The sequence below is a fragment of the Enterobacter cloacae complex sp. ESBL7 genome (assembly GCF_041679625.1).
GTDB classification, from domain to species: Bacteria; Pseudomonadota; Gammaproteobacteria; order Enterobacterales; family Enterobacteriaceae; genus Enterobacter; species Enterobacter asburiae_B.
This window is the reverse complement of the sequence record NZ_JBGORN010000001.1, coordinates 102,957-120,487: the sequence shown is the minus strand read 5'-3', so window position 1 is coordinate 120,487 and position 17,531 is coordinate 102,957. Positions and strand designations below refer to the sequence as shown.

At 56.6% G+C, this 17,531-nt stretch carries 19 protein-coding genes; 8 read left to right on the top strand and 11 right to left on the bottom strand.

Features of this window, described 5'->3' with window-relative positions:
* Positions 1-3 precede the first annotated feature (3 nt).
* Positions 4-495: a YajQ family cyclic di-GMP-binding protein gene (locus ACERY3_RS00585; protein WP_033144770.1), complete on the bottom strand. Its 492-nt coding sequence runs from the start codon at positions 493-495 to the stop codon at positions 4-6.
* Between the two features lie 121 nt (positions 496-616).
* Between ACERY3_RS00585 and panE the strand changes: the two genes are divergently transcribed.
* Both panE and yajL read left to right on the top strand, forming a co-directional pair.
* Positions 617-1,528, top strand: a complete 912-nt coding sequence (gene panE, locus ACERY3_RS00580; protein WP_058841173.1) for a 2-dehydropantoate 2-reductase — start codon at positions 617-619, stop codon at positions 1,526-1,528.
* Positions 1,491-2,081 (top strand): protein deglycase YajL, encoded by a 591-nt coding sequence (yajL, locus tag ACERY3_RS00575; RefSeq protein ID WP_033144768.1) that lies wholly within the window; start codon positions 1,491-1,493, stop codon positions 2,079-2,081. The genes panE and yajL overlap by 38 nt, the downstream gene beginning before the upstream one ends.
* Positions 2,082-2,148: 67 nt before the next feature.
* On the opposite strand, the gene thiI is transcribed toward yajL, so the two are convergent.
* Entirely contained in the window at positions 2,149-3,597 is a 1,449-nt protein-coding gene (gene thiI, locus ACERY3_RS00570; RefSeq protein ID WP_048978945.1) for a tRNA uracil 4-sulfurtransferase ThiI, read from the bottom strand.
* Positions 3,598-3,788: 191 nt separating this feature from the next.
* Between thiI and xseB the strand changes: the two genes are divergently transcribed.
* The 4 genes from xseB to ACERY3_RS00550 all read left to right on the top strand — a co-directional run bounded on the left by xseB (position 3,789) and on the right by ACERY3_RS00550 (position 7,856).
* Complete coding sequence (gene xseB / locus ACERY3_RS00565; protein WP_008503331.1) at positions 3,789-4,031, top strand: exodeoxyribonuclease VII small subunit; 243 nt, start codon at positions 3,789-3,791, stop codon at positions 4,029-4,031.
* Positions 4,032-4,931: a (2E,6E)-farnesyl diphosphate synthase gene (ispA, locus tag ACERY3_RS00560; RefSeq protein ID WP_008503332.1), complete on the top strand. Its 900-nt coding sequence runs from the start codon at positions 4,032-4,034 to the stop codon at positions 4,929-4,931.
* A gap of 24 nt (positions 4,932-4,955) precedes the next feature.
* Complete coding sequence (gene dxs, locus ACERY3_RS00555) at positions 4,956-6,818, top strand: 1-deoxy-D-xylulose-5-phosphate synthase (RefSeq protein WP_373224865.1); 1,863 nt, start codon at positions 4,956-4,958, stop codon at positions 6,816-6,818.
* 63 nt (positions 6,819-6,881) lie between these two features.
* Positions 6,882-7,856 (top strand): aldo/keto reductase, encoded by a 975-nt coding sequence (locus ACERY3_RS00550; protein WP_048992550.1) that lies wholly within the window; start codon positions 6,882-6,884, stop codon positions 7,854-7,856.
* 62 nt (positions 7,857-7,918) lie between these two features.
* Here the strand turns inward: ACERY3_RS00550 and thiL are convergent, their stop codons facing one another.
* The 5 genes from thiL to nrdR form a co-directional block, all read right to left on the bottom strand.
* Complete coding sequence (gene thiL / locus ACERY3_RS00545; protein ID WP_221702718.1) at positions 7,919-8,890, bottom strand: thiamine-phosphate kinase; 972 nt, start codon at positions 8,888-8,890, stop codon at positions 7,919-7,921.
* 77 nt (positions 8,891-8,967) lie between these two features.
* Complete coding sequence (gene nusB, locus ACERY3_RS00540; protein WP_006809908.1) at positions 8,968-9,387, bottom strand: transcription antitermination factor NusB; 420 nt, start codon at positions 9,385-9,387, stop codon at positions 8,968-8,970.
* 21 nt (positions 9,388-9,408) lie between these two features.
* Positions 9,409-9,879: a 6,7-dimethyl-8-ribityllumazine synthase gene (ribE, locus tag ACERY3_RS00535; protein WP_006176874.1), complete on the bottom strand. Its 471-nt coding sequence runs from the start codon at positions 9,877-9,879 to the stop codon at positions 9,409-9,411.
* 87 nt (positions 9,880-9,966) lie between these two features.
* Entirely contained in the window at positions 9,967-11,070 is a 1,104-nt protein-coding gene (ribD, locus tag ACERY3_RS00530; protein ID WP_373224864.1) for a bifunctional diaminohydroxyphosphoribosylaminopyrimidine deaminase/5-amino-6-(5-phosphoribosylamino)uracil reductase RibD, read from the bottom strand.
* A 4-nt stretch (positions 11,071-11,074) separates the two neighbouring features.
* Complete coding sequence (gene nrdR, locus ACERY3_RS00525; RefSeq protein WP_008503337.1) at positions 11,075-11,524, bottom strand: transcriptional regulator NrdR; 450 nt, start codon at positions 11,522-11,524, stop codon at positions 11,075-11,077.
* 152 nt (positions 11,525-11,676) lie between these two features.
* Here nrdR and ACERY3_RS00520 point away from each other — a divergent pair, with 152 nt between their 5' ends.
* Positions 11,677-12,216, top strand: coding sequence for a DUF3251 domain-containing protein (locus tag ACERY3_RS00520; protein WP_047061232.1), 540 nt, complete (start codon positions 11,677-11,679; stop codon positions 12,214-12,216).
* A gap of 266 nt (positions 12,217-12,482) precedes the next feature.
* Positions 12,483-13,346 (top strand): nucleoside-specific channel-forming protein Tsx, encoded by an 864-nt coding sequence (locus tag ACERY3_RS00515; RefSeq protein ID WP_033146490.1) that lies wholly within the window; start codon positions 12,483-12,485, stop codon positions 13,344-13,346.
* Between the two features lie 146 nt (positions 13,347-13,492).
* Here ACERY3_RS00515 and ACERY3_RS00510 read toward each other — a convergent pair whose 3' ends face one another.
* The 4 genes from ACERY3_RS00510 to secD all read right to left on the bottom strand — a co-directional run bounded on the left by ACERY3_RS00510 (position 13,493) and on the right by secD (position 17,525).
* Positions 13,493-14,173, bottom strand: a complete 681-nt coding sequence (locus ACERY3_RS00510) for a YafY family protein (protein ID WP_033144762.1) — start codon at positions 14,171-14,173, stop codon at positions 13,493-13,495.
* A gap of 14 nt (positions 14,174-14,187) precedes the next feature.
* Positions 14,188-14,553 (bottom strand): VOC family protein, encoded by a 366-nt coding sequence (locus ACERY3_RS00505; protein ID WP_033144761.1) that lies wholly within the window; start codon positions 14,551-14,553, stop codon positions 14,188-14,190.
* A 142-nt stretch (positions 14,554-14,695) separates the two neighbouring features.
* Positions 14,696-15,667 (bottom strand): protein translocase subunit SecF, encoded by a 972-nt coding sequence (gene secF, locus ACERY3_RS00500; protein WP_033144760.1) that lies wholly within the window; start codon positions 15,665-15,667, stop codon positions 14,696-14,698.
* Positions 15,668-15,677: 10 nt separating this feature from the next.
* Positions 15,678-17,525 carry a protein translocase subunit SecD gene (gene secD / locus ACERY3_RS00495; RefSeq protein ID WP_071789390.1) on the bottom strand — a complete coding sequence of 616 codons (1,848 nt, stop codon included), beginning with the start codon at positions 17,523-17,525 and terminating at the stop codon, positions 15,678-15,680.
* Between the last annotated feature and the right edge of the window lie 6 nt (positions 17,526-17,531).

Sequence of the window (17,531 nt, the reverse complement as noted above, 5' to 3'; positions counted from 1 at the left end):
ATATTAATCGCGGAAGTTTTTAAACTGGAACGGTTGCCCCAGATCGCCGCCGCGCACCAGCGCCATTACGGACTGGAGATCATCGCGGGACTTCCCGGTCACGCGAATTTCTTCGCCCTGGATCTGCGCCTGCACCTTCAGCTTGCTGTCTTTAATAAGCTTAACGATCTTCTTCTGCACCGCGCTCTCGATGCCCTGCTTCAGCCTGGCTTCAACAAACCAGTTTTTACCGCTGTGCACAAACTCTTCCGGCACGTCCAGAGACGTCCCTTCGATGCCGCGCTTTAACAGCTTGGCGCGCAGAATGTCGAGCAGCTGATTCACCTGGAAATCAGACTCGCTCAGCACCTTAATGGTCTTATTTGCGTCGTTCAGCTCAAACGACGCCTCAACGCCACGAAAATCGAAACGTGACTCAACTTCGCGGGTTGCGTTCTCAACGCCGTTGCGAACTTCCTGGATATCAACTTCGGAAACAATATCGAAAGATGGCATCTTTTCTTCTCCCTTCACTTTTGTTGCGTTGCATAATACCCGCTACGAGGCATAACTCAACAGAAGCTTAGCTGTATAATTAAGCTGTAACACCTGGCGCAGTTGCAGGTGAGGAGGAACAATGAAAATTACGGTGCTCGGATGCGGAGCGCTTGGTCAGCTGTGGCTGACCGCGCTGTGCAAGCACGGACATGAGGTTCAGGGCTGGCTGCGCGTGCCCCAGCCCTATTGCAGTGTAAACCTGATAGGTGAAGACGGAAGCATCTTTAACGAATCCCTCACCGCGAACGATCCTGATTTCCTGGCGCAAAGCGATCTTTTACTGGTGACGCTCAAAGCGTGGCAGGTCTCAGACGCGGTAAAGACACTGGCCGCGCAGCTCCCCCCCACTTCACCCATACTGCTGCTGCATAACGGCATGGGGACCCTTGATGAGCTGAAAAGCGTACCGCAGCCCCTGCTGATGGCGACGACCACGCACGCTGCGCGTCGCGACGGCAACATCATCGTGCATGTCGCCAGCGGCGTGACGCACATCGGGCCCGCCAGAACTCAGGATGGAGATTACAGCTATCTTGCCGATGTGCTGCAGAAGGTGCTGCCGGACGTCGCCTGGCACAACAACATCCGCCCTCAGCTGTGGCGCAAGCTGGCGGTAAACTGCGTGATCAATCCGCTGACGGCGCTGTGGAACTGCCCGAACGGAGAGCTGAAAAATCATCCGCAGGACGTTGCGATTTTGTGTGCGGAAGTCGCGGCGGTCGTTGAGCGGGAAGGCCTGCATACCTCGGCCGACGATTTACGCTGCTATGTCGAGCAGGTCATTGAGAGCACGGCAGAAAATATCTCCTCAATGCTGCAGGACGTTCGGGCATTACGCCACACGGAGATCGACTACATCACCGGCTATCTGCTAAAACGCGCCCGCGCGCACGGCATCGCCGTGCCGGAAAACGCCCGTCTGTATGACCTGGTTAAACGTAAGGAGAGTGAATATGAGCGCGTCAGCCCTGATCTGCCTCGCCCCTGGTAGCGAAGAGATGGAAGCGGTCACCACCATTGATTTGATGGTGCGCGGCGGCATTAAGGTCACCACCGCCAGCGTCGCCAGCGACGGTAATCTGGCAATCACCTGCTCGCGCGGGGTGAAAATCCTTGCGGATGCCCCCCTCGTTCAGGTGGCTGACGGCGATTACGACATCATCGTGCTGCCCGGCGGCTTAAAAGGCGCGGAATGTTTTCGCGATAGCCCGCTGCTGGTCGAGACCGTGCGTCAGTTTCATTTATCCGGCCGCATCGTCGCGGCAATCTGTGCCGCAGCAGGAACGGTTCTGGTTCCGCACGATATCTTCCCCATCGGCAACATGACCGGCTTCCCGGGGCTGAAGGATACGATCCCGGAAGAGCACTGGGTGGATAAACGCGTCGTCTGGGATCCGCGCGTCAACCTGCTGACCAGCCAGGGGCCAGGCACCGCGATTGATTTTGGCTTAAAGATTATTGACCTGCTGGTCGGGCGCGAGAAAGCGTACGAAGTGGCGTCGTCGCTGGTGATGCCGGCGGGGATTTATAATTATTACGAATAGGTGTTCTCCCACTCCCGGTGGGAGAGGGCCGGGGTGAGGGCTTCAGGCCGCACTCCCCGGCAAAAAACTACGGGCGATACACCTTCACGTTCGCAAAGCCCTGTTCGCGCAGATACAGCGCCTGCAGGCGACTCATCACCCCGCGCTCGCACCACAGCAGATACGTTTTGCTCTGGTCGAGATCGCCAAACTTGGTGCTCAGCTTATAGAACGGCAGAGAAACCACGTCGACGCCTTCAACCTGAAGCGGCTTGTCATCCTGCTCGTCAATGGAGCGGATATCCAGAATCGCATCGTTAGCGCCGAAACCGCTCACGGTTTCAACTTCAACGACTTCCTGCTCGGTCTGCTGGGCAATCTCGCGGATGTCGATGTTGGACGCTTCCTCCACCACTTTTTCCAGAATGCTGAAATCGAAGTTCTCTTCTTCCGCTTCGATCTTCGCCTTCACCGCCTTCACCGTCGGGCTTTTTGAGATCACGCCGCAGTATTCCGGCATGGTGCGGGCAAAATCTTCGGTGCCGATTTCGCGCGCCAGATCGATGATGTGCTCTTTATCGTGGGAGATCAGCGGGCGCAGGATCAGCGTATCAGACACGTTGTCGATCAGACGCAGGTTGGTCAGCGTCTGGCTGGACACCTGGCCCAGCGCTTCACCGGTGACCAGCGCCTGCACGCCGTAGCGCTCGGCAACTTTGGACGCCGCACGCACCATCATGCGTTTCAGCACCACGCCCATCTGGCCGTCGTCCACTTTTTCGAGGATTTCGCCGACCACAGGTTCGAAGTTGATCGCCACGAAACGCACGCGGTGGGAGCTGCCGAAGCGGTTCCACAGGTAATGCGCCACCTGACGAACGCCGATTTCGTGCGCCGCGCCGCCCAGGTTGAAGAAGCAGTAGTGCACACGGCAGCCGCGACGCATCAGCATATAGCTGGAAACGCCGGAATCGAAGCCGCCGGAGATCAGGGACAATACGTCTTCCTGGGTGCCAATCGGGAAGCCACCGATACCTTCATAGCGCCCTTTCACCAGCAGCAGGCGATCGTTTTCGATCTCCAGGTTCACGGTTACGTCCGGGTTGGTCAGACGAACGCGCGCCGTTTCAACGTGCTGGTTCAAACCGCCGCCGACGTAACGTTCCACTTCAATAGAGCTGAACTCGTGCTTACCGCGACGCTTCACGCGCACGCAGAAGGTTTTGCCTTCGATCTGGTCGCGGTACTGGACCAGCGCTTTCTCGAAGATGTCGTGCATATCGCTGAACGGAACATCTTCCACTTCCAGGATATGGTGGATCCCCGGAATACGGGTCAGCGCGTCGCGAATATCCTGACGTTTGTTTTCGTCTTTGGCGCGCACTTCAACGTGGTCCCAGTGGCGCACCACGGCGAGGGTTTCGTCGTAGTGCTTTAATACGTTACGAATGTTCCCGGTGAGAATTTTAATAAAGCGCAAACGCACAGATTGGCTTTTGATGGTGATTTCAGGGAACAATTTAATGATAAACTTCATGGCGGCAATGTTTCTTAGGCAAGCGTATTAAGGCTTGTAATGGAAAAGAGTACAGCAGCCCACACCCGTGGCTGCATCCAGGCGCGCAAGTATACCATCATCGCGCCGCTCCTGTGCACATTGCGCGTTATTTGATAATTGCCCTGAGTCCGTTACCATGTCGGGGCTGAGAATATAAGAGTCAATTCACTATGCCGAAGAAGAACGACGCACCGGCCAGTTTCGAAACTGCGCTGAGTGAACTGGAGCAAATCGTTACCCGTCTTGAAAGCGGCGATCTCCCGCTGGAAGAGGCGCTCAACGAATTCGAGCGTGGCGTGCAGCTGGCGCGCCAGGGGCAGGTCAAACTGCAGCAGGCCGAGCAGCGCGTGCAGATCCTGCTTTCCGACAGCGAAGACGCGAAAACCACGCCTTTCACACCGGACGCCGAGTAGATGGATTTTGCCAACGAGCTTCAGGCGCGTGTCGTACGCGCCAACGACGCCCTGCGCCGTTTTATTGCGCCACAGCCTTTTCAGAACACTCCTCTGGTTGAAGCCATGCACTATGGCGCACTCTTGGGTGGAAAGCGCCTTCGCCCGTTCCTGGTGTACGCCACGGGCAATATGTTTGGCATCAGCGATAACACGCTGGACGCCCCGGCAGCCGCCGTGGAGTGTATCCACGCCTACTCGCTGATCCACGACGATCTCCCGGCCATGGACGACGACGATTTGCGTCGGGGTCAACCCACCTGCCATATCAAGTTTGGCGAGGCGAATGCCATTCTGGCGGGTGATGCCCTGCAAACGCTGGCATTCTCGATTTTGAGCGACGCGCCGATGGCGGAAGTGGCCGACCGCGACCGCCTGGCGATGATCTCCGAGCTGGCGATGGCCAGCGGCGTGGCCGGCATGTGCGGCGGACAGGCGCTGGATCTTGAAGCGGAAGGACGTCAGGTTAATCTGGAACAGCTGGAGCGTATTCACCGCCATAAAACCGGGGCGTTGATTCGTTCCGCCGTTCGCCTGGGCGCGCTGAGCGCGGGTGAACAAGGGCGCAAAGCCCTGCCGATTCTGGACAGATACGCAGAAAGTATCGGTCTGGCATTCCAGGTTCAGGATGACATTCTGGATGTGGTGGGCGATACTGCAACATTGGGTAAACGTCAGGGTGCGGACCAGCAGCTTGGCAAAAGTACCTACCCCGCCCTGCTGGGTCTTGAGCAAGCCCAACGTAAAGCCCGGGATCTGATTGACGATGCCCGCCAGTCGCTAAATGAACTGGCCGCGCAATCGCTGGATACCTCGGCACTGGAAGCGCTAGCGGACTATATAATCCAGCGTGATAAATAAACTATATATCTCGATGAGCCTTTGATGAGTTTTGATATTGCCAAATACCCGACACTGGCGTTAGTTGACTCCACCCAGGAGTTACGTCTGTTGCCGAAAGAGAGCCTGCCGAAGCTGTGCGACGAGCTGCGTCGCTACCTGCTCGACAGCGTAAGCCGCTCCAGCGGCCATTTCGCCTCCGGGCTTGGCACGGTAGAGCTGACCGTGGCGCTGCACTACGTCTATAACACGCCGTTCGATCAGCTCATCTGGGACGTGGGACACCAGGCCTATCCGCACAAAATTCTGACCGGACGTCGCGATAAAATTGGCACCATTCGTCAGAAAGGCGGCCTGCACCCGTTCCCGTGGCGCGGTGAGAGCGAGTATGACGTGCTGAGCGTCGGCCACTCCTCCACCTCCATTTCTGCGGGCATCGGTATTGCCGTTGCCGCCGAGAAAGAGAACAAGCAGCGCCGCACCGTCTGCGTGATTGGCGACGGCGCCATTACCGCCGGTATGGCCTTCGAAGCCATGAACCACGCGGGCGATATCAAGCCGGACATGCTGGTTATCCTCAACGATAACGAAATGTCGATCTCAGAGAACGTCGGCGCGCTGAATAACCATCTGGCCCAGCTGCTCTCCGGCAAGCTTTACTCCTCGCTGCGCGAAGGCGGCAAGAAAGTCTTCTCCGGCGTACCGCCGATTAAAGAGCTGCTCAAGCGTACCGAAGAACACATCAAAGGCATGGTGGTGCCGGGCACCCTGTTTGAAGAGCTGGGCTTTAACTATATTGGCCCGGTTGACGGTCACGACGTGCTGGGACTGGTGACCACGCTCAAGAACATGCGCGACCTGAAAGGCCCGCAGTTCCTGCATATCATGACCAAAAAAGGGCGCGGTTACGAACCGGCGGAAAAAGATCCGATCACCTTTCACGCGGTACCGAAATTTGACCCGTCCAGCGGCTGTCTGCCAAAAAGCAGCGGCGGCATGCCGAGCTATTCCAAAATCTTCGGCGACTGGCTGTGCGAAACCGCAGCCAAAGACAACAAGCTGATGGCGATCACCCCGGCCATGCGTGAAGGTTCCGGCATGGTGGAGTTCTCCAGAAAATACCCTGACCAGTATTTTGACGTCGCCATTGCCGAGCAGCATGCGGTGACGTTTGCAGCGGGCCTGGCGATTGGCGGCTACAAGCCCGTTGTCGCTATCTATTCCACCTTCCTGCAGCGCGCCTACGATCAGGTGATCCACGATGTGGCGATTCAGAAGCTGCCGGTACTGTTTGCTATCGATCGTGCGGGCATCGTCGGTGCCGACGGCCAGACGCACCAGGGCGCGTTTGATCTGTCGTTCCTGCGCTGTATTCCGGATATGGTTGTCATGACGCCAAGCGACGAGAACGAATGTCGTCAGATGCTGTTTACCGGCTATCACTATCAGGATGGCCCAAGCGCCGTTCGCTACCCGCGCGGCAATGCGGTAGGCGTTGAGCTGCAGCCGCTGGAAAAACTGCCGATCGGTAAAGGTCTGGTGAAGCGTCGCGGTGAGAAAGTGGCGCTCCTGAACTTCGGCACGCTGATGCCAGAGGCGGCTAAAGCGGCTGAAGCGCTGAATGCCACCCTGGTGGACATGCGCTTTGTGAAGCCCCTCGATGAATCTCTGATCCTGAGTATGGCTGAGACCCACGACGTGCTGGTCACGCTGGAAGAAAACGCCATCATGGGCGGCGCGGGCAGCGGCGTGAATGAGGTACTGATGGCGAACCGTAAAGCCGTGCCGGTGCTGAACCTCGGCCTGCCGGATCGCTTCATTCCGCAAGGTACTCAGGACGAAGCCCGTGCGGCGATTGGCCTGGACGCCGCCGGTATCGAAGCCAAAATCCGTACCTGGCTGGACTGACCCCTCCCCCTTTTCCGCTCCTGCTATGCTTAAACCCGGTGTTTAAACAGCAGGAGCGGAACCGTGCAATACACAACATTAGGAAAAACGGACCTTAAGGTTTCCCGACTTTGCCTGGGCTGCATGACCTTTGGCGAGCCCGATCGGGGAAACCACGCCTGGACGCTGCCGGAAGAGAGCAGCCGTCCGATTATCAAACGCGCCATCGAGGGCGGCATTAACTTCTTTGACACCGCCAACAGCTACTCCGACGGCAGCAGCGAGGAGATTGTCGGCCGCGCCCTGCGCGATTTTGCCCGTCGTGATGATATCGTCGTCGCCACCAAGGTCTACTACCCGGTGGGCGACCTGGCTGAGGGCCTTTCTCGCGCGCAGATCCTGCGCTCCATTGATGACAGCCTCAGACGCCTGAACATGGATTACGTCGATCTGCTGCAAATTCACCGCTGGGATTACAACACGCCAGTCGAGGAGACGCTTGAAGCACTGAACGACGTGGTCAAAGCCGGGAAAGCTCGCTACATCGGCGCGTCGTCTATGCACGCGTCGCAGTTTGCCCAGGCGCTGGATCTCCAGGCGCAGCACGGCTGGGCGCGATTTGTCACCATGCAGGATCACTACAATCTGATCTATCGTGAAGAAGAACGCGAGATGCTGCCGCTGTGCCATCAGGAGGGCGTGGCGGTGATCCCGTGGAGTCCGCTGGCGCGAGGCCGCCTGACCCGTCCATGGGGTGAAACCACGGCTCGGCTGGTATCGGATGAAGTGGGAAAAAATCTCTATGGCGGTACAGAAGCCAGCGATGCGCTGATTGCCGAACGTTTAGCCGGGATCGCCGACGATACCGGTGCAACCCGCGCTCAGGTGGCCCTGGCGTGGCTGCTGGGCAAGCGCGGGGTCGCGGCACCGATTATTGGAACGTCGCGGGAAGAACAGCTGGATGAGCTGCTGAATGCGGTGGATATCACGCTGACGCCGGAGCAGGTTGCCGAGCTGGAGACGCCGTATCAGCAGCATCCGGTGGTGGGGTTTAAGTAAGCTCCATCTTTGGTAGGCCGGGTAAGGCGAAGCCGCCACCCGGCAATACAGCGCGCACAACATCACGCGAAGTGATCGTACCCTTTCCAGTCCAGCGTAACGGGCGCACCGTCTTTTACAAACTTCAGCCCTTCGCTCTCCGGCATAATCTGACCGATGCAGGTAAATTTCGCGCCGAGATGCGCTAACGCCACGTCCAGCGTTCCACGGTTGAGCTCAGGCACCGTGAAGCACAGCTCGTAGTCTTCACCACCGGAGAGCGCCCAGCGCAGCGCCTGCTCAGGCTCTACATGGCGAAGCAGCTGCTCAGACAGCGGGAAGAGATCCAGGTCAACGCGCGCACCGACGCCGCTGGCCTTCAGGATATGCCCGAGATCCGAGATCAGCCCGTCAGAGAGATCGATAGCCGAGCTTGCCCGTTCGCGCAGCGCCTGGCCGTGCAAAATACGCGGCGTTGGCCGCAGATGGCGTTTCACCAGATATGCCGCGTCGTCAGCATCATCAACCGTTAAACGGTTCTGAAGGATCGCCAGCCCTGCCGCGCTGTCGCCCGGCGTACCGGTTACGTAGATCCAGTCGCCCGGTTTTGCACCTGAGCGCTTCAACGCGCGGCCGAGCGGCACGTAGCCGTGGATCGCCAGCGTCATCGACAGCGGACCGGCAGTCGTGTCGCCGCCAATCAGCTGCATATCGTAATAGCTAAGCTGCTCAAACAGCGCATCGCTAAAGGCTTCCAGCCAGGCTTCATCTACCTCAGGCAGGGTCAGAGCCAGCGTCAGCCACGCGGGATCGGCACCCATCGCCGCCAGATCGCTGACGTTAACCGCCAGGGCTTTATACGCCAGATCGGCAGGATCGATATCCGGTAAGAAATGACGGCCGCACACCAGGGTGTCGGTGCTGATTGCCAGCGTCTGTTTTTCGGGAATATTGAGAAGTGCACAGTCATCGCCAATGCCGGTTTCAACATCAAGACGAGAGGTTCTGACACGGTCGAAATAACGGGCAATCAGGGAGAATTCGCCGCATGCCATACGTTATGCCTCAGCAAATAAAAGAAAAAACCGGAGCCGCACTGCCCGTCAGGCAATGCAGGACTCCGGTTTGCGGATCACTTTTTGTGGGGACGGATCGCAGGTGCTGCTTTATCAAGTACGCCGTTTACAAACTTGTGGCTGTCTTCAGCGCCGAAGGTTTTCGCCAGCTCAATCGCTTCGTTGATGGCCACTTTATACGGCACATCATCACGTTTAGACAGCTCAAACAGCGCGATACGCAACACTGCTTTTTCCACCTGGCCCAGCTCTTCGAGCAGACGGGACAGGTATGGCTTCATCAGGCCATCGAGATACGCGCTATTAGTCGCCACTCCCGACAGCAGTTCGCGGAAGTACAGAACGTCAACGTCTTTTACGTCCTGTTCTGACAGGAACTGGTATTCAACATCAGCGATGTCGTTCTGGGACAACTGCCAGGAGTAAAGTGCCTGGACGGCACATTCACGGGCGCGGCGACGAGCAGCAGGTTTCACGGAATTCCCCTTACAAAAAAATCAGGCCTTGATGGCTTTCAATACATTGATCATTTCAAGCGCGGTCAGTGCAGCTTCTGCACCTTTGTTACCGGCTTTGGTGCCAGCACGTTCGATGGCTTGTTCAATACTTTCGGTGGTCAGCACGCCGAACGCGACAGGAATTTCAGCATCCTGCGCAACGTGTGCCAGACCGTTGCTTGCACCGCCCGCAACGTATTCGAAGTGCGCAGTGCCGCCACGAATAACGGTACCCAGCGCAATCACCGCGTCGTATTTACCGGTTTTCGCCAGCGCGCCCGCCGCCAGTGGCAGTTCGTAAGCGCCTGGAACCCAAACAACGGTAATGTTGTCATCTTTAACCTGGCCGATACGTTTCAGGGCGTCAATCGCACCTTCCAGCAGGCTGTCGTTGATGAAGTTGTTGAAACGCGCAATGGTGATGGCGACGCGAGCGTCCGGGGTAGCTACAGCAGCTTCAATAATGTTCATACTCTTCCTTTACGGGTTCATTTGGCCCCGCAGGGGGGCGGATTTTATCATAATACTTTGCGCACTGCTTCCCTATTTCAGGAGCAATTACGCTGTCGTTAAGTGGAGGCAGACATCCGGGCCTACCGGACGAATCTCGCTAAATTTGAGTTGCGGTGCGTCGGCCAGTTTTTCAAGGCCGGGCAGCACAAACAGGCCGCGCGCGTCATGACCTAAGAGTTTAGGCGCAACGTAAACAATCAGCTCATCCACCAGCCCGGCCTGTAAGAGCGCACCGGCGAGTGTTGGCCCCGCTTCAACCCAGATGCTGTTCACCTGCTGCTTGCCGAGCAGCATCATCAGCACCACCAGATCCAGATGACCGTTATGCTCCGGCACCATAATGCTGCGCACGCCTTCCGGCCATTCGCGCGTATCTTCTTTAGTGCGGGCAATCCAGGTTTCACCCGGCTGCTGGACGATGCGGTGCTCCGGCGTCACCCGGTTCTGGCTATCAATAATAATACGCAGCGGCTGGCGCAGGTTCTCCTGCGGGTACAGCGCCTGGGTATCGGCATTCAGCTCGTCCCAGCGCACGGTGATGGCCGGATCGTCAGCCAGAACGGTTTCACTGCTGGTGAGAATAGCATGGCTTTGCGCGCGCAGACGTTGCACATCGCGCCTTGCCTGTGGTGAGGTTACCCACTGGCTTTCGCCGTTTGCCATCGCCGTACGACCGTCCAGCGAGGCGCCCAGCTTGAGCTGAATATACGGGAACCCCGTGCGCATGCGCTTCAGAAAGCCTTTGTTGATCGCTTCCGCGTCCTGCATCATCAGCCCATGGCTGACGTCGATGCCTTCCTGCTGCAGGCGATACAGACCGCGTCCGGCAACCTGCGGATTCGGGTCCTGCATCGATGCGACCACGCGTGAAACGCCTGCCGCGATCAGCGCTTCGCAGCACGGCGGCGTACGCCCGTGATGGCTGCAGGGCTCCAGCGTGACGTAGGCTGTGGCGCCGCGCGCCTTCTCACCCGCCATGCGCAGCGCATGAACCTCGGCATGCGGCTCGCCGGCACGATAGTGAAACCCCTCCCCTACGATCTCGCCATCTTTAACGATAACGCACCCGACGTTCGGGTTGGGATGGGTGGTAAAACGACCGCGCTGCGCCAGCTTCATGGCTCGCGCCATGTAAATCTCATCCTGCATGAGCTTAATCCTGTAAGCGGGCGATCTCTTCGCCAAACTCTTTGATGTCTTCGAAGCTGCGGTAGACCGAGGCGAAGCGGATATAGGCAACCTTATCGAGCTTTTTCAGCTGCTCCATCACCAGGTTACCGATCATTTTGCTCGGCACTTCACGCTCACCCAACCCACGAAGGTAAGATTTTATGTGGTTTAACGCCATCTCAACGTCATCCGCGCTGACGGGACGTTTTTCCAGGGCCTTCAGCATCCCGCTGCGCAGTTTCTCTTCGTTAAACGGCTCTCGCACGTCGTTGCTTTTCACCACGCGAGGCATTACCAGCTCTGCAACCTCAAAGGTCGTGAAACGCTCGTTGCACACCAGACACTGCCGACGACGGCGTACGGATGACCCTTCGCCCACAAGACGAGAGTCGATGACTTTGGTATCCACAGCGGAGCAGAATGGGCAATGCATACGGTATCCCTGTTATGTGGTTAACTAATTTTCATTTTACCCTGATCTGGCCTGACAACAAAGGAAGAGCTTTTTGAGACAAAGGATCTATGTCTGACACGTCGAGGCTGGCTACCATTAAGGCGATCCGTTATTTCAAGGAAATAAACGCAATGACAAGACGTTACCTTAAAATTTTGCTGGTGGGGAGCCTCTTCACCCTTAGCGCCTGTGCACAGCAAACCGAAGTCCGCCAGATGAAACAGAGCGTGAAAACGCTCAATGCGGCGATGGACAAACTGAACAAAGAAACGGTGAAGATCACCCAGCAAAACGCGCTAAACGCCAAATCCAGCAGCGGGGTTTATCTGCTGCCGGGAGCGAATACGCCTGCGCGTCTCAATAGTCAGATTGGCACGCTAAAAATGTCTCTGGTGAATGTGGCGGCGAATGCAAATGGTACTCGCGCAACATTACGCATTCAGGGCGAGTCCAACGATCCGTTGCCCGCCTTCAGCGGCACCGTCGAATGGGGACAGATTCAGGGCACCACTGAGAGCTACCAGGAGGTGAATGTTAACAGTCAGCTGTTCACCGCACCGGCCAGCGTGCTGGCTCCGAGCGATGTTGACATCCCGCTGCAGCTTAACGGACTGACTCCGGATCGGTTAGGTTTTATCCGCATTCACGATATCCAGCCCGCCGCGCAGTAACCCCCCTTTAGCGGAGTGAAATGTCACTCCGCTAACATTTACATTTCGTATGGATTGGCAACATAAATGATTGCCGCTACAATCCCGCCCGTTTAAAGTACGCAAACGTGAACGCAATCGATTACGCGTGTGAGAGATATGTGAAACAACACATATTTTTGTGAGCAGGGATTCCTATAATAGGCACCGCAGAAACACGAAATATTTAGAAACGCAATTCGCGCATTTTTCACTCCCGGAAGGGAATTTCAATCAGTGGCATGATTATGAAAAACACATTACTCGCAGCTGGCGCTGTACTGGCACTCTCCTCTTCTTTCACTGTTAACGCAGCGGAAAACGATAAACCACAATACCTCTCCGACTGGTGGCACCAGAGCGTTAACGTGGTCGGCAGCTACCACACGCGCTTTTCTCCAAAGCTGAACAACGACGTCTACCTGGAATACGAAGCGTTTGCTAAAAAAGACTGGTTTGATTTCTACGGCTACATCGATATTCCTAAGACTTTTGACTGGGGCAACGGCAACGATAAAGGTATCTGGTCAGACGGTTCCCCAATGTTCATGGAAATCGAACCGCGTTTCTCTATCGATAAGCTGACGGGCACTGACCTGAGCTTTGGTCCATTCAAAGAATGGTACTTCGCCAACAACTATATCTACGATATGGGTGATAACAAAGGCAGCCGTCAGAGCACCTGGTACATGGGTCTGGGTACAGACATCGATACCGGTCTGCCTATGGGACTGTCCCTGAACGTGTACGCGAAATACCAGTGGCAGAACTATGGCGCTTCCAACGAAAACGAGTGGGATGGCTACCGTTTCAAAGTGAAATACTTTGTGCCAATCACTCAGGTTTGGGGTGGCCAGCTGACCTACATCGGCTTCACCAACTTCGACTGGGGCTCAGATCTGGGTGATGACAAGAACCGTACCAGCAACTCTATCGCGTCCAGCCACGTTCTGGCTCTGAACTACGATCACTGGCACTACTCCGTAGTCGCGCGTTATTTCCATAATGGCGGCCAGTGGAAAGGTGGAGATACCGTAAACTGGGGTGATGGTGACTTCACGTCAAAATCAACCGGTTGGGGTGGCTACCTGGTTGTAGGTTATAACTTCTAACCTGTTCGGGACTGTGCGGGCTGATGCCCTCACCCTGACCCTCTCCCACAGGGAGAGGGAACAAATATTAAAAACGGCAACATACGTTGCCGTTTTACTTTTACCTCGCCGCCGGGCAAAAAAAAGCCAGCTCAAGAGCTGGCTTTTTACTGCTTAACCTTCCGCAAAAAATCCGCCAGCGATCTGTCCGCACTCTCGCTAAACCGCCTCTCCGTCTGCACAATATTGAGGCATCGGTCGAGCCGGAAACAGCGATAGTCGTCGCGCCGTTCGCACCACGCCGCCAGCAGCCAGCGCTCCCCCCAGAAGAACAAGCCCAGCGGCTGAACCTCGCGCTTTGAGAGCTGTCCGGCTTCATCACGGTAATGCAGCGCCAGCACGCGCTGGGCGGAAATCGCCTGATGAATCCTGTCAAAATCGCTGCGGGAGTGGCTTTGCATGCAAAAATCCGGGGCGTAGATCCGCGTCTGCTCCGCCTTTCGACGACTCTCCTCGGACAGGATAGCCAGCACCTTCTCCTGAGCCGACTCCAGCTCGCGCGAAAGCGATTCCCCTCCCCAGGTTTTGAGCAGGCGAATCGCGACGATCAGCGCCTCTGACTCCTTATTTGTCAGCATCAGCGGCGGCAGGTCAAAACCCGACATCAGCCGATATCCGCTCCCCGCCTCACCTTCCACCGGCACGCCGGAAAGCGACAGATCGCGGATATCGCGGTAGACCGTGCGCTCGGACACGCCAAGCCGGTCCGCCAGATGCGCTGCCGTTGTCAGACGCCTGCCCCGCAGGATCTGCACAATCTGAAACAAACGGTCAGCGCGTCGGGTCATATCTTATTCCGCTCTCAGGCAGGTTGATGGAGGCCGACGCGGTTACCCTCGCTGTCGGTAAACAATGCGATAGTGCCAATGCCATGCGGCAGTTCCAGCGGGCCAAACACGCACTCGCCGCCCGCAGAGGCGATGCGATCGAGCGTGGCCGCCAGATTGTCAGTATGCAGGTAGATAATAGCGCCCTGCAAAGACGGTGTAACGCCGTCAAATTTTGCCAGCGCCCCGCCGGTATACGGATCCTCATGCGGGAAAACGGCCAGCTCCGCACAGTCCATTTTCTCGCGACGCAGCGCGAGCTGCATCACCGGCTCATAAAATTTGATGGCGCGATCCATATCCGCGACCGGAATTTCAAACCAGTTAATGACGCTTTTCATATATTCTCCTGCCTGTTGTTTGGGTTCAGAAGAAGTCTACGACAGGGCTCCTGACAGCATACTGTCAGGAGTGTTTGTCAGGAGCAGATAAAAAAAATCCCGGTCAACAGACCGGGATTTCGATAACGCGCTAAACCTCGCCTTACGGCAGAATGGACGGCTGATCCGCCCCTTCTTTCTCGACTTTCTGCTGGAGCAGGTGCTCGCGCTTCATGCCGAGTTTCAGTGCCAGAGCGGATGCGACGTAGATAGACGACGCCGTACCGATGGTGACACCGATCAGCATGGTCAGCGAGAAGCCTTCCAGTACCGGACCACCGAAGAGGAACAGCATCAGGATCACCATCAAAGTGGTACCAGATGTGATCAAGGTACGGTGCAGCGTCTGGGTCAACGACACGTTAAAGATTTCATACGGCGTACCGCGACGGATCTTACGGAAGTTTTCACGGATACGGTCAGATACCACGATACTGTCGTTCAGTGAGTAACCGATAACGGACATCAGGGATGCCACAATCGTCAGGTCAATCTCAATGTGGAACAGCGACAGTATGCCCATGGTGATCACCACGTCGTGCGCCAGAGCGATAACCACACCGGCCGCCAGTCGCCACTCAAAGCGGAAACCGACGTACACCAGGATGGAGATCAGCGCTACCAGCAGCGCCATCGCACCGGTCTGCGCCAGGTCAGCACCCACGCTTGGGCCGACGAACTCAATACGCTTGACCGCCGCGTTCTGGCTGGTTGTTTCGTTAATCACGCTAACAACCTTACTGCCCAGCTCCTGGCTGCCGTTGGCATCGTGCACCGGCGGCATACGCACCATGATGTCGCGGCTGCTGCCGAAGTTCTGCAGCAGCGGCTCTTCAAAGCCCGCTTTCTGCAGCGATTCGCGCATCTGGTCCATATCGACCGGTTTTTCCAGGGAGATCTCGATGACCGTACCACCGGTGAAATCCAGACCCCAGTTAAAGCCTTTCACGCTCATAATGCCGATGGACAGAATCAGCAGGAAACCTGAAATGCCGAAGGCCCAGTAGTCCCAGCGCATAAAGTCCCAGACTTTACGGCCGTGGTTCAATTGTTCAACAGTATATTCCTGTGCCACAACGCACTCCTCAGATAGACAGCTTTTTGACGCGCTTGCCGCCGTACAGCAGGTTCACGATGGCACGGGTGCCGACAATAGCGGTAAACATTGACGTTGCGACACCGATACCGGTTGTAATCGCAAAGCCTTTGATCGCGCCAGTACCCACTGCATACAGGATAAGAACCTTAATCAGTGTTGTTACGTTCGCATCGAAGATGGAGCTGAACGCGCCTTTATAGCCTTCGTCAATCGCCTGCTGAATAGAGCGACCGTTGCTCAACTCTTCTTTGATACGTTCGTTAATCAGTACGTTGGCGTCGACCGCCACCGCAAGGGTAAGAACGATACCAGCAATGCCCGGCATGGTCAGCGTCGCCCCCGGCAGCAGGGACATAATGCCGATGATCAGCACCAGGTTGGCGATCAGCGCGGAGGTCGCAATCAGACCAAACTTCTTGTAGAAGAAGATCATGAAGAGGATAGAGACCACCAGACCGGCCAGACACGCTTCCAGACCCTGCTGGATGTTTTGCATACCCAGAGTTGGACCAATGGTACGTTCTTCAACAATCTGAATTGGCGCAATCAGCGCACCGGCACGCAGCAGCAGGGAGAGCTGACGCGCTTCGTTCGGGTTGTTGATACCGGTAATACGGAAGCTGTTACCCAGACGAGACTGGATGTTGGCGATGTTAATCACCTCTTCCTCTTTCACCAGCACCGCACGACCGTTTGCATCTTTCTTGCCGCTGTCTTTGTACTCCACGAACAGGGTCGCCATCGGTTTACCGATGTTGTCCTTGGTGAAGTTAGACATGATGTTACCACCCGCGCTATCCAGCGAGATGTTAACCTGCGGCTGGTTGTATTCGTCCTGGCTCGAGGTGGAGTCGGTGATGTGGTCACCGGTCAGAATCACGCGTTTGTACAGCACAACTGGCTGACCTTCGCGGGTCTGTTTCACTTCGGAGTCACCCGGAATACGCCCTGCGGCGGCAGCGGACTGATCGACGTTGGAGTTCACCAGACGGAATTCCAGGGTTGCGGTCGCACCCAGAATCTCTTTCGCACGCGCGGTATCCTGGATACCCGGCAGTTCAACCACGATACGGTCAGCACCCTGACGCTGCACCAGCGGCTCAGCCACGCCCAGCTGGTTTACACGGTTACGCAGAATGTTGATGTTCTGCTGAACGGCATATTCACGCGCTTCTTTCAGACGCGCATCGGTCATCACCGCGCGCAGCTGGTTGCTGCCCTGAGAGGTGATCACCAGGTCACGGTGACGTTGGGTCAGGTAATCTACAGCCTGATCGCGCGCCGCGCTGTCGCGGAACGTGATGCTCATGCCGTAGTTATCTTCTTTACGCACGGTGGTGTAAGCGATGCCTTTATCACGCAGATCGCTGCGCAGGCTGTCGATATTCTGTTCCTGCAGCTTGCCGAGCGCGGTATCCATATCCACTTCCATCAGGAAGTGAACGCCGCCACGCAGGTCAAGACCGAGTTTCATTGGCTCTGCTTTCATCGCAGCCAGCCAACGCGGGGTTGCAGGGGCAAGGTTAAGCGCCACGACGTATTTGTCACCCAGCACGCCCATCAGCGCTTCGCGAGCGCGGAGCTGCGTGTCGGTGGTGTCGAAGCGAGCAAGAATTGCACCCTCTTCCAGAGCCACAGACTTAGCGGTAATTTTTTCTTCTTGTAACGTTTTCTGGACCTGGATCAGCGTTTGCTCACTGGCGGCGACACCGCGCGCGCCAGTGATTTGAACAGCCGGATCCTCACCATACAGGTTGGGAAGCGCGTACAGCAGGCCGACGAGAATCACGACGACCAGCATGATGTACTTCCACAAAGGATAACGGTTTAACACGGCAGT

What these genes read in the sequence shown, in the direction of transcription:
- ispA (WP_008503332.1), top strand. Translation starts at nt 4,032, where the DNA reads ATGGATTTTGCCAACGAGCTTCAGGCGCGTGTCGTACGCGCCAACGAC.
- dxs (WP_373224865.1), top strand. Translation starts at nt 4,956, where the DNA reads ATGAGTTTTGATATTGCCAAATACCCGACACTGGCGTTAGTTGACTCC.
- yajL (WP_033144768.1), top strand. Translation starts at nt 1,491, where the DNA reads ATGAGCGCGTCAGCCCTGATCTGCCTCGCCCCTGGTAGCGAAGAGATG.
- thiI (WP_048978945.1), bottom strand. Translation starts at nt 3,597, where the DNA reads ATGAAGTTTATCATTAAATTGTTCCCTGAAATCACCATCAAAAGCCAA.
- ACERY3_RS00510 (WP_033144762.1), bottom strand. Translation starts at nt 14,173, where the DNA reads ATGACCCGACGCGCTGACCGTTTGTTTCAGATTGTGCAGATCCTGCGG.
- ribE (WP_006176874.1), bottom strand. Translation starts at nt 9,879, where the DNA reads ATGAACATTATTGAAGCTGCTGTAGCTACCCCGGACGCTCGCGTCGCC.
- thiL (WP_221702718.1), bottom strand. Translation starts at nt 8,890, where the DNA reads ATGGCATGCGGCGAATTCTCCCTGATTGCCCGTTATTTCGACCGTGTC.
- panE (WP_058841173.1), top strand. Translation starts at nt 617, where the DNA reads ATGAAAATTACGGTGCTCGGATGCGGAGCGCTTGGTCAGCTGTGGCTG.
- ACERY3_RS00520 (WP_047061232.1), top strand. Translation starts at nt 11,677, where the DNA reads ATGACAAGACGTTACCTTAAAATTTTGCTGGTGGGGAGCCTCTTCACC.
- ACERY3_RS00585 (WP_033144770.1), bottom strand. Translation starts at nt 495, where the DNA reads ATGCCATCTTTCGATATTGTTTCCGAAGTTGATATCCAGGAAGTTCGC.
- xseB (WP_008503331.1), top strand. Translation starts at nt 3,789, where the DNA reads ATGCCGAAGAAGAACGACGCACCGGCCAGTTTCGAAACTGCGCTGAGT.
- ribD (WP_373224864.1), bottom strand. Translation starts at nt 11,070, where the DNA reads ATGCAGGATGAGATTTACATGGCGCGAGCCATGAAGCTGGCGCAGCGC.
- ACERY3_RS00515 (WP_033146490.1), top strand. Translation starts at nt 12,483, where the DNA reads ATGAAAAACACATTACTCGCAGCTGGCGCTGTACTGGCACTCTCCTCT.
- nrdR (WP_008503337.1), bottom strand. Translation starts at nt 11,524, where the DNA reads ATGCATTGCCCATTCTGCTCCGCTGTGGATACCAAAGTCATCGACTCT.
- ACERY3_RS00505 (WP_033144761.1), bottom strand. Translation starts at nt 14,553, where the DNA reads ATGAAAAGCGTCATTAACTGGTTTGAAATTCCGGTCGCGGATATGGAT.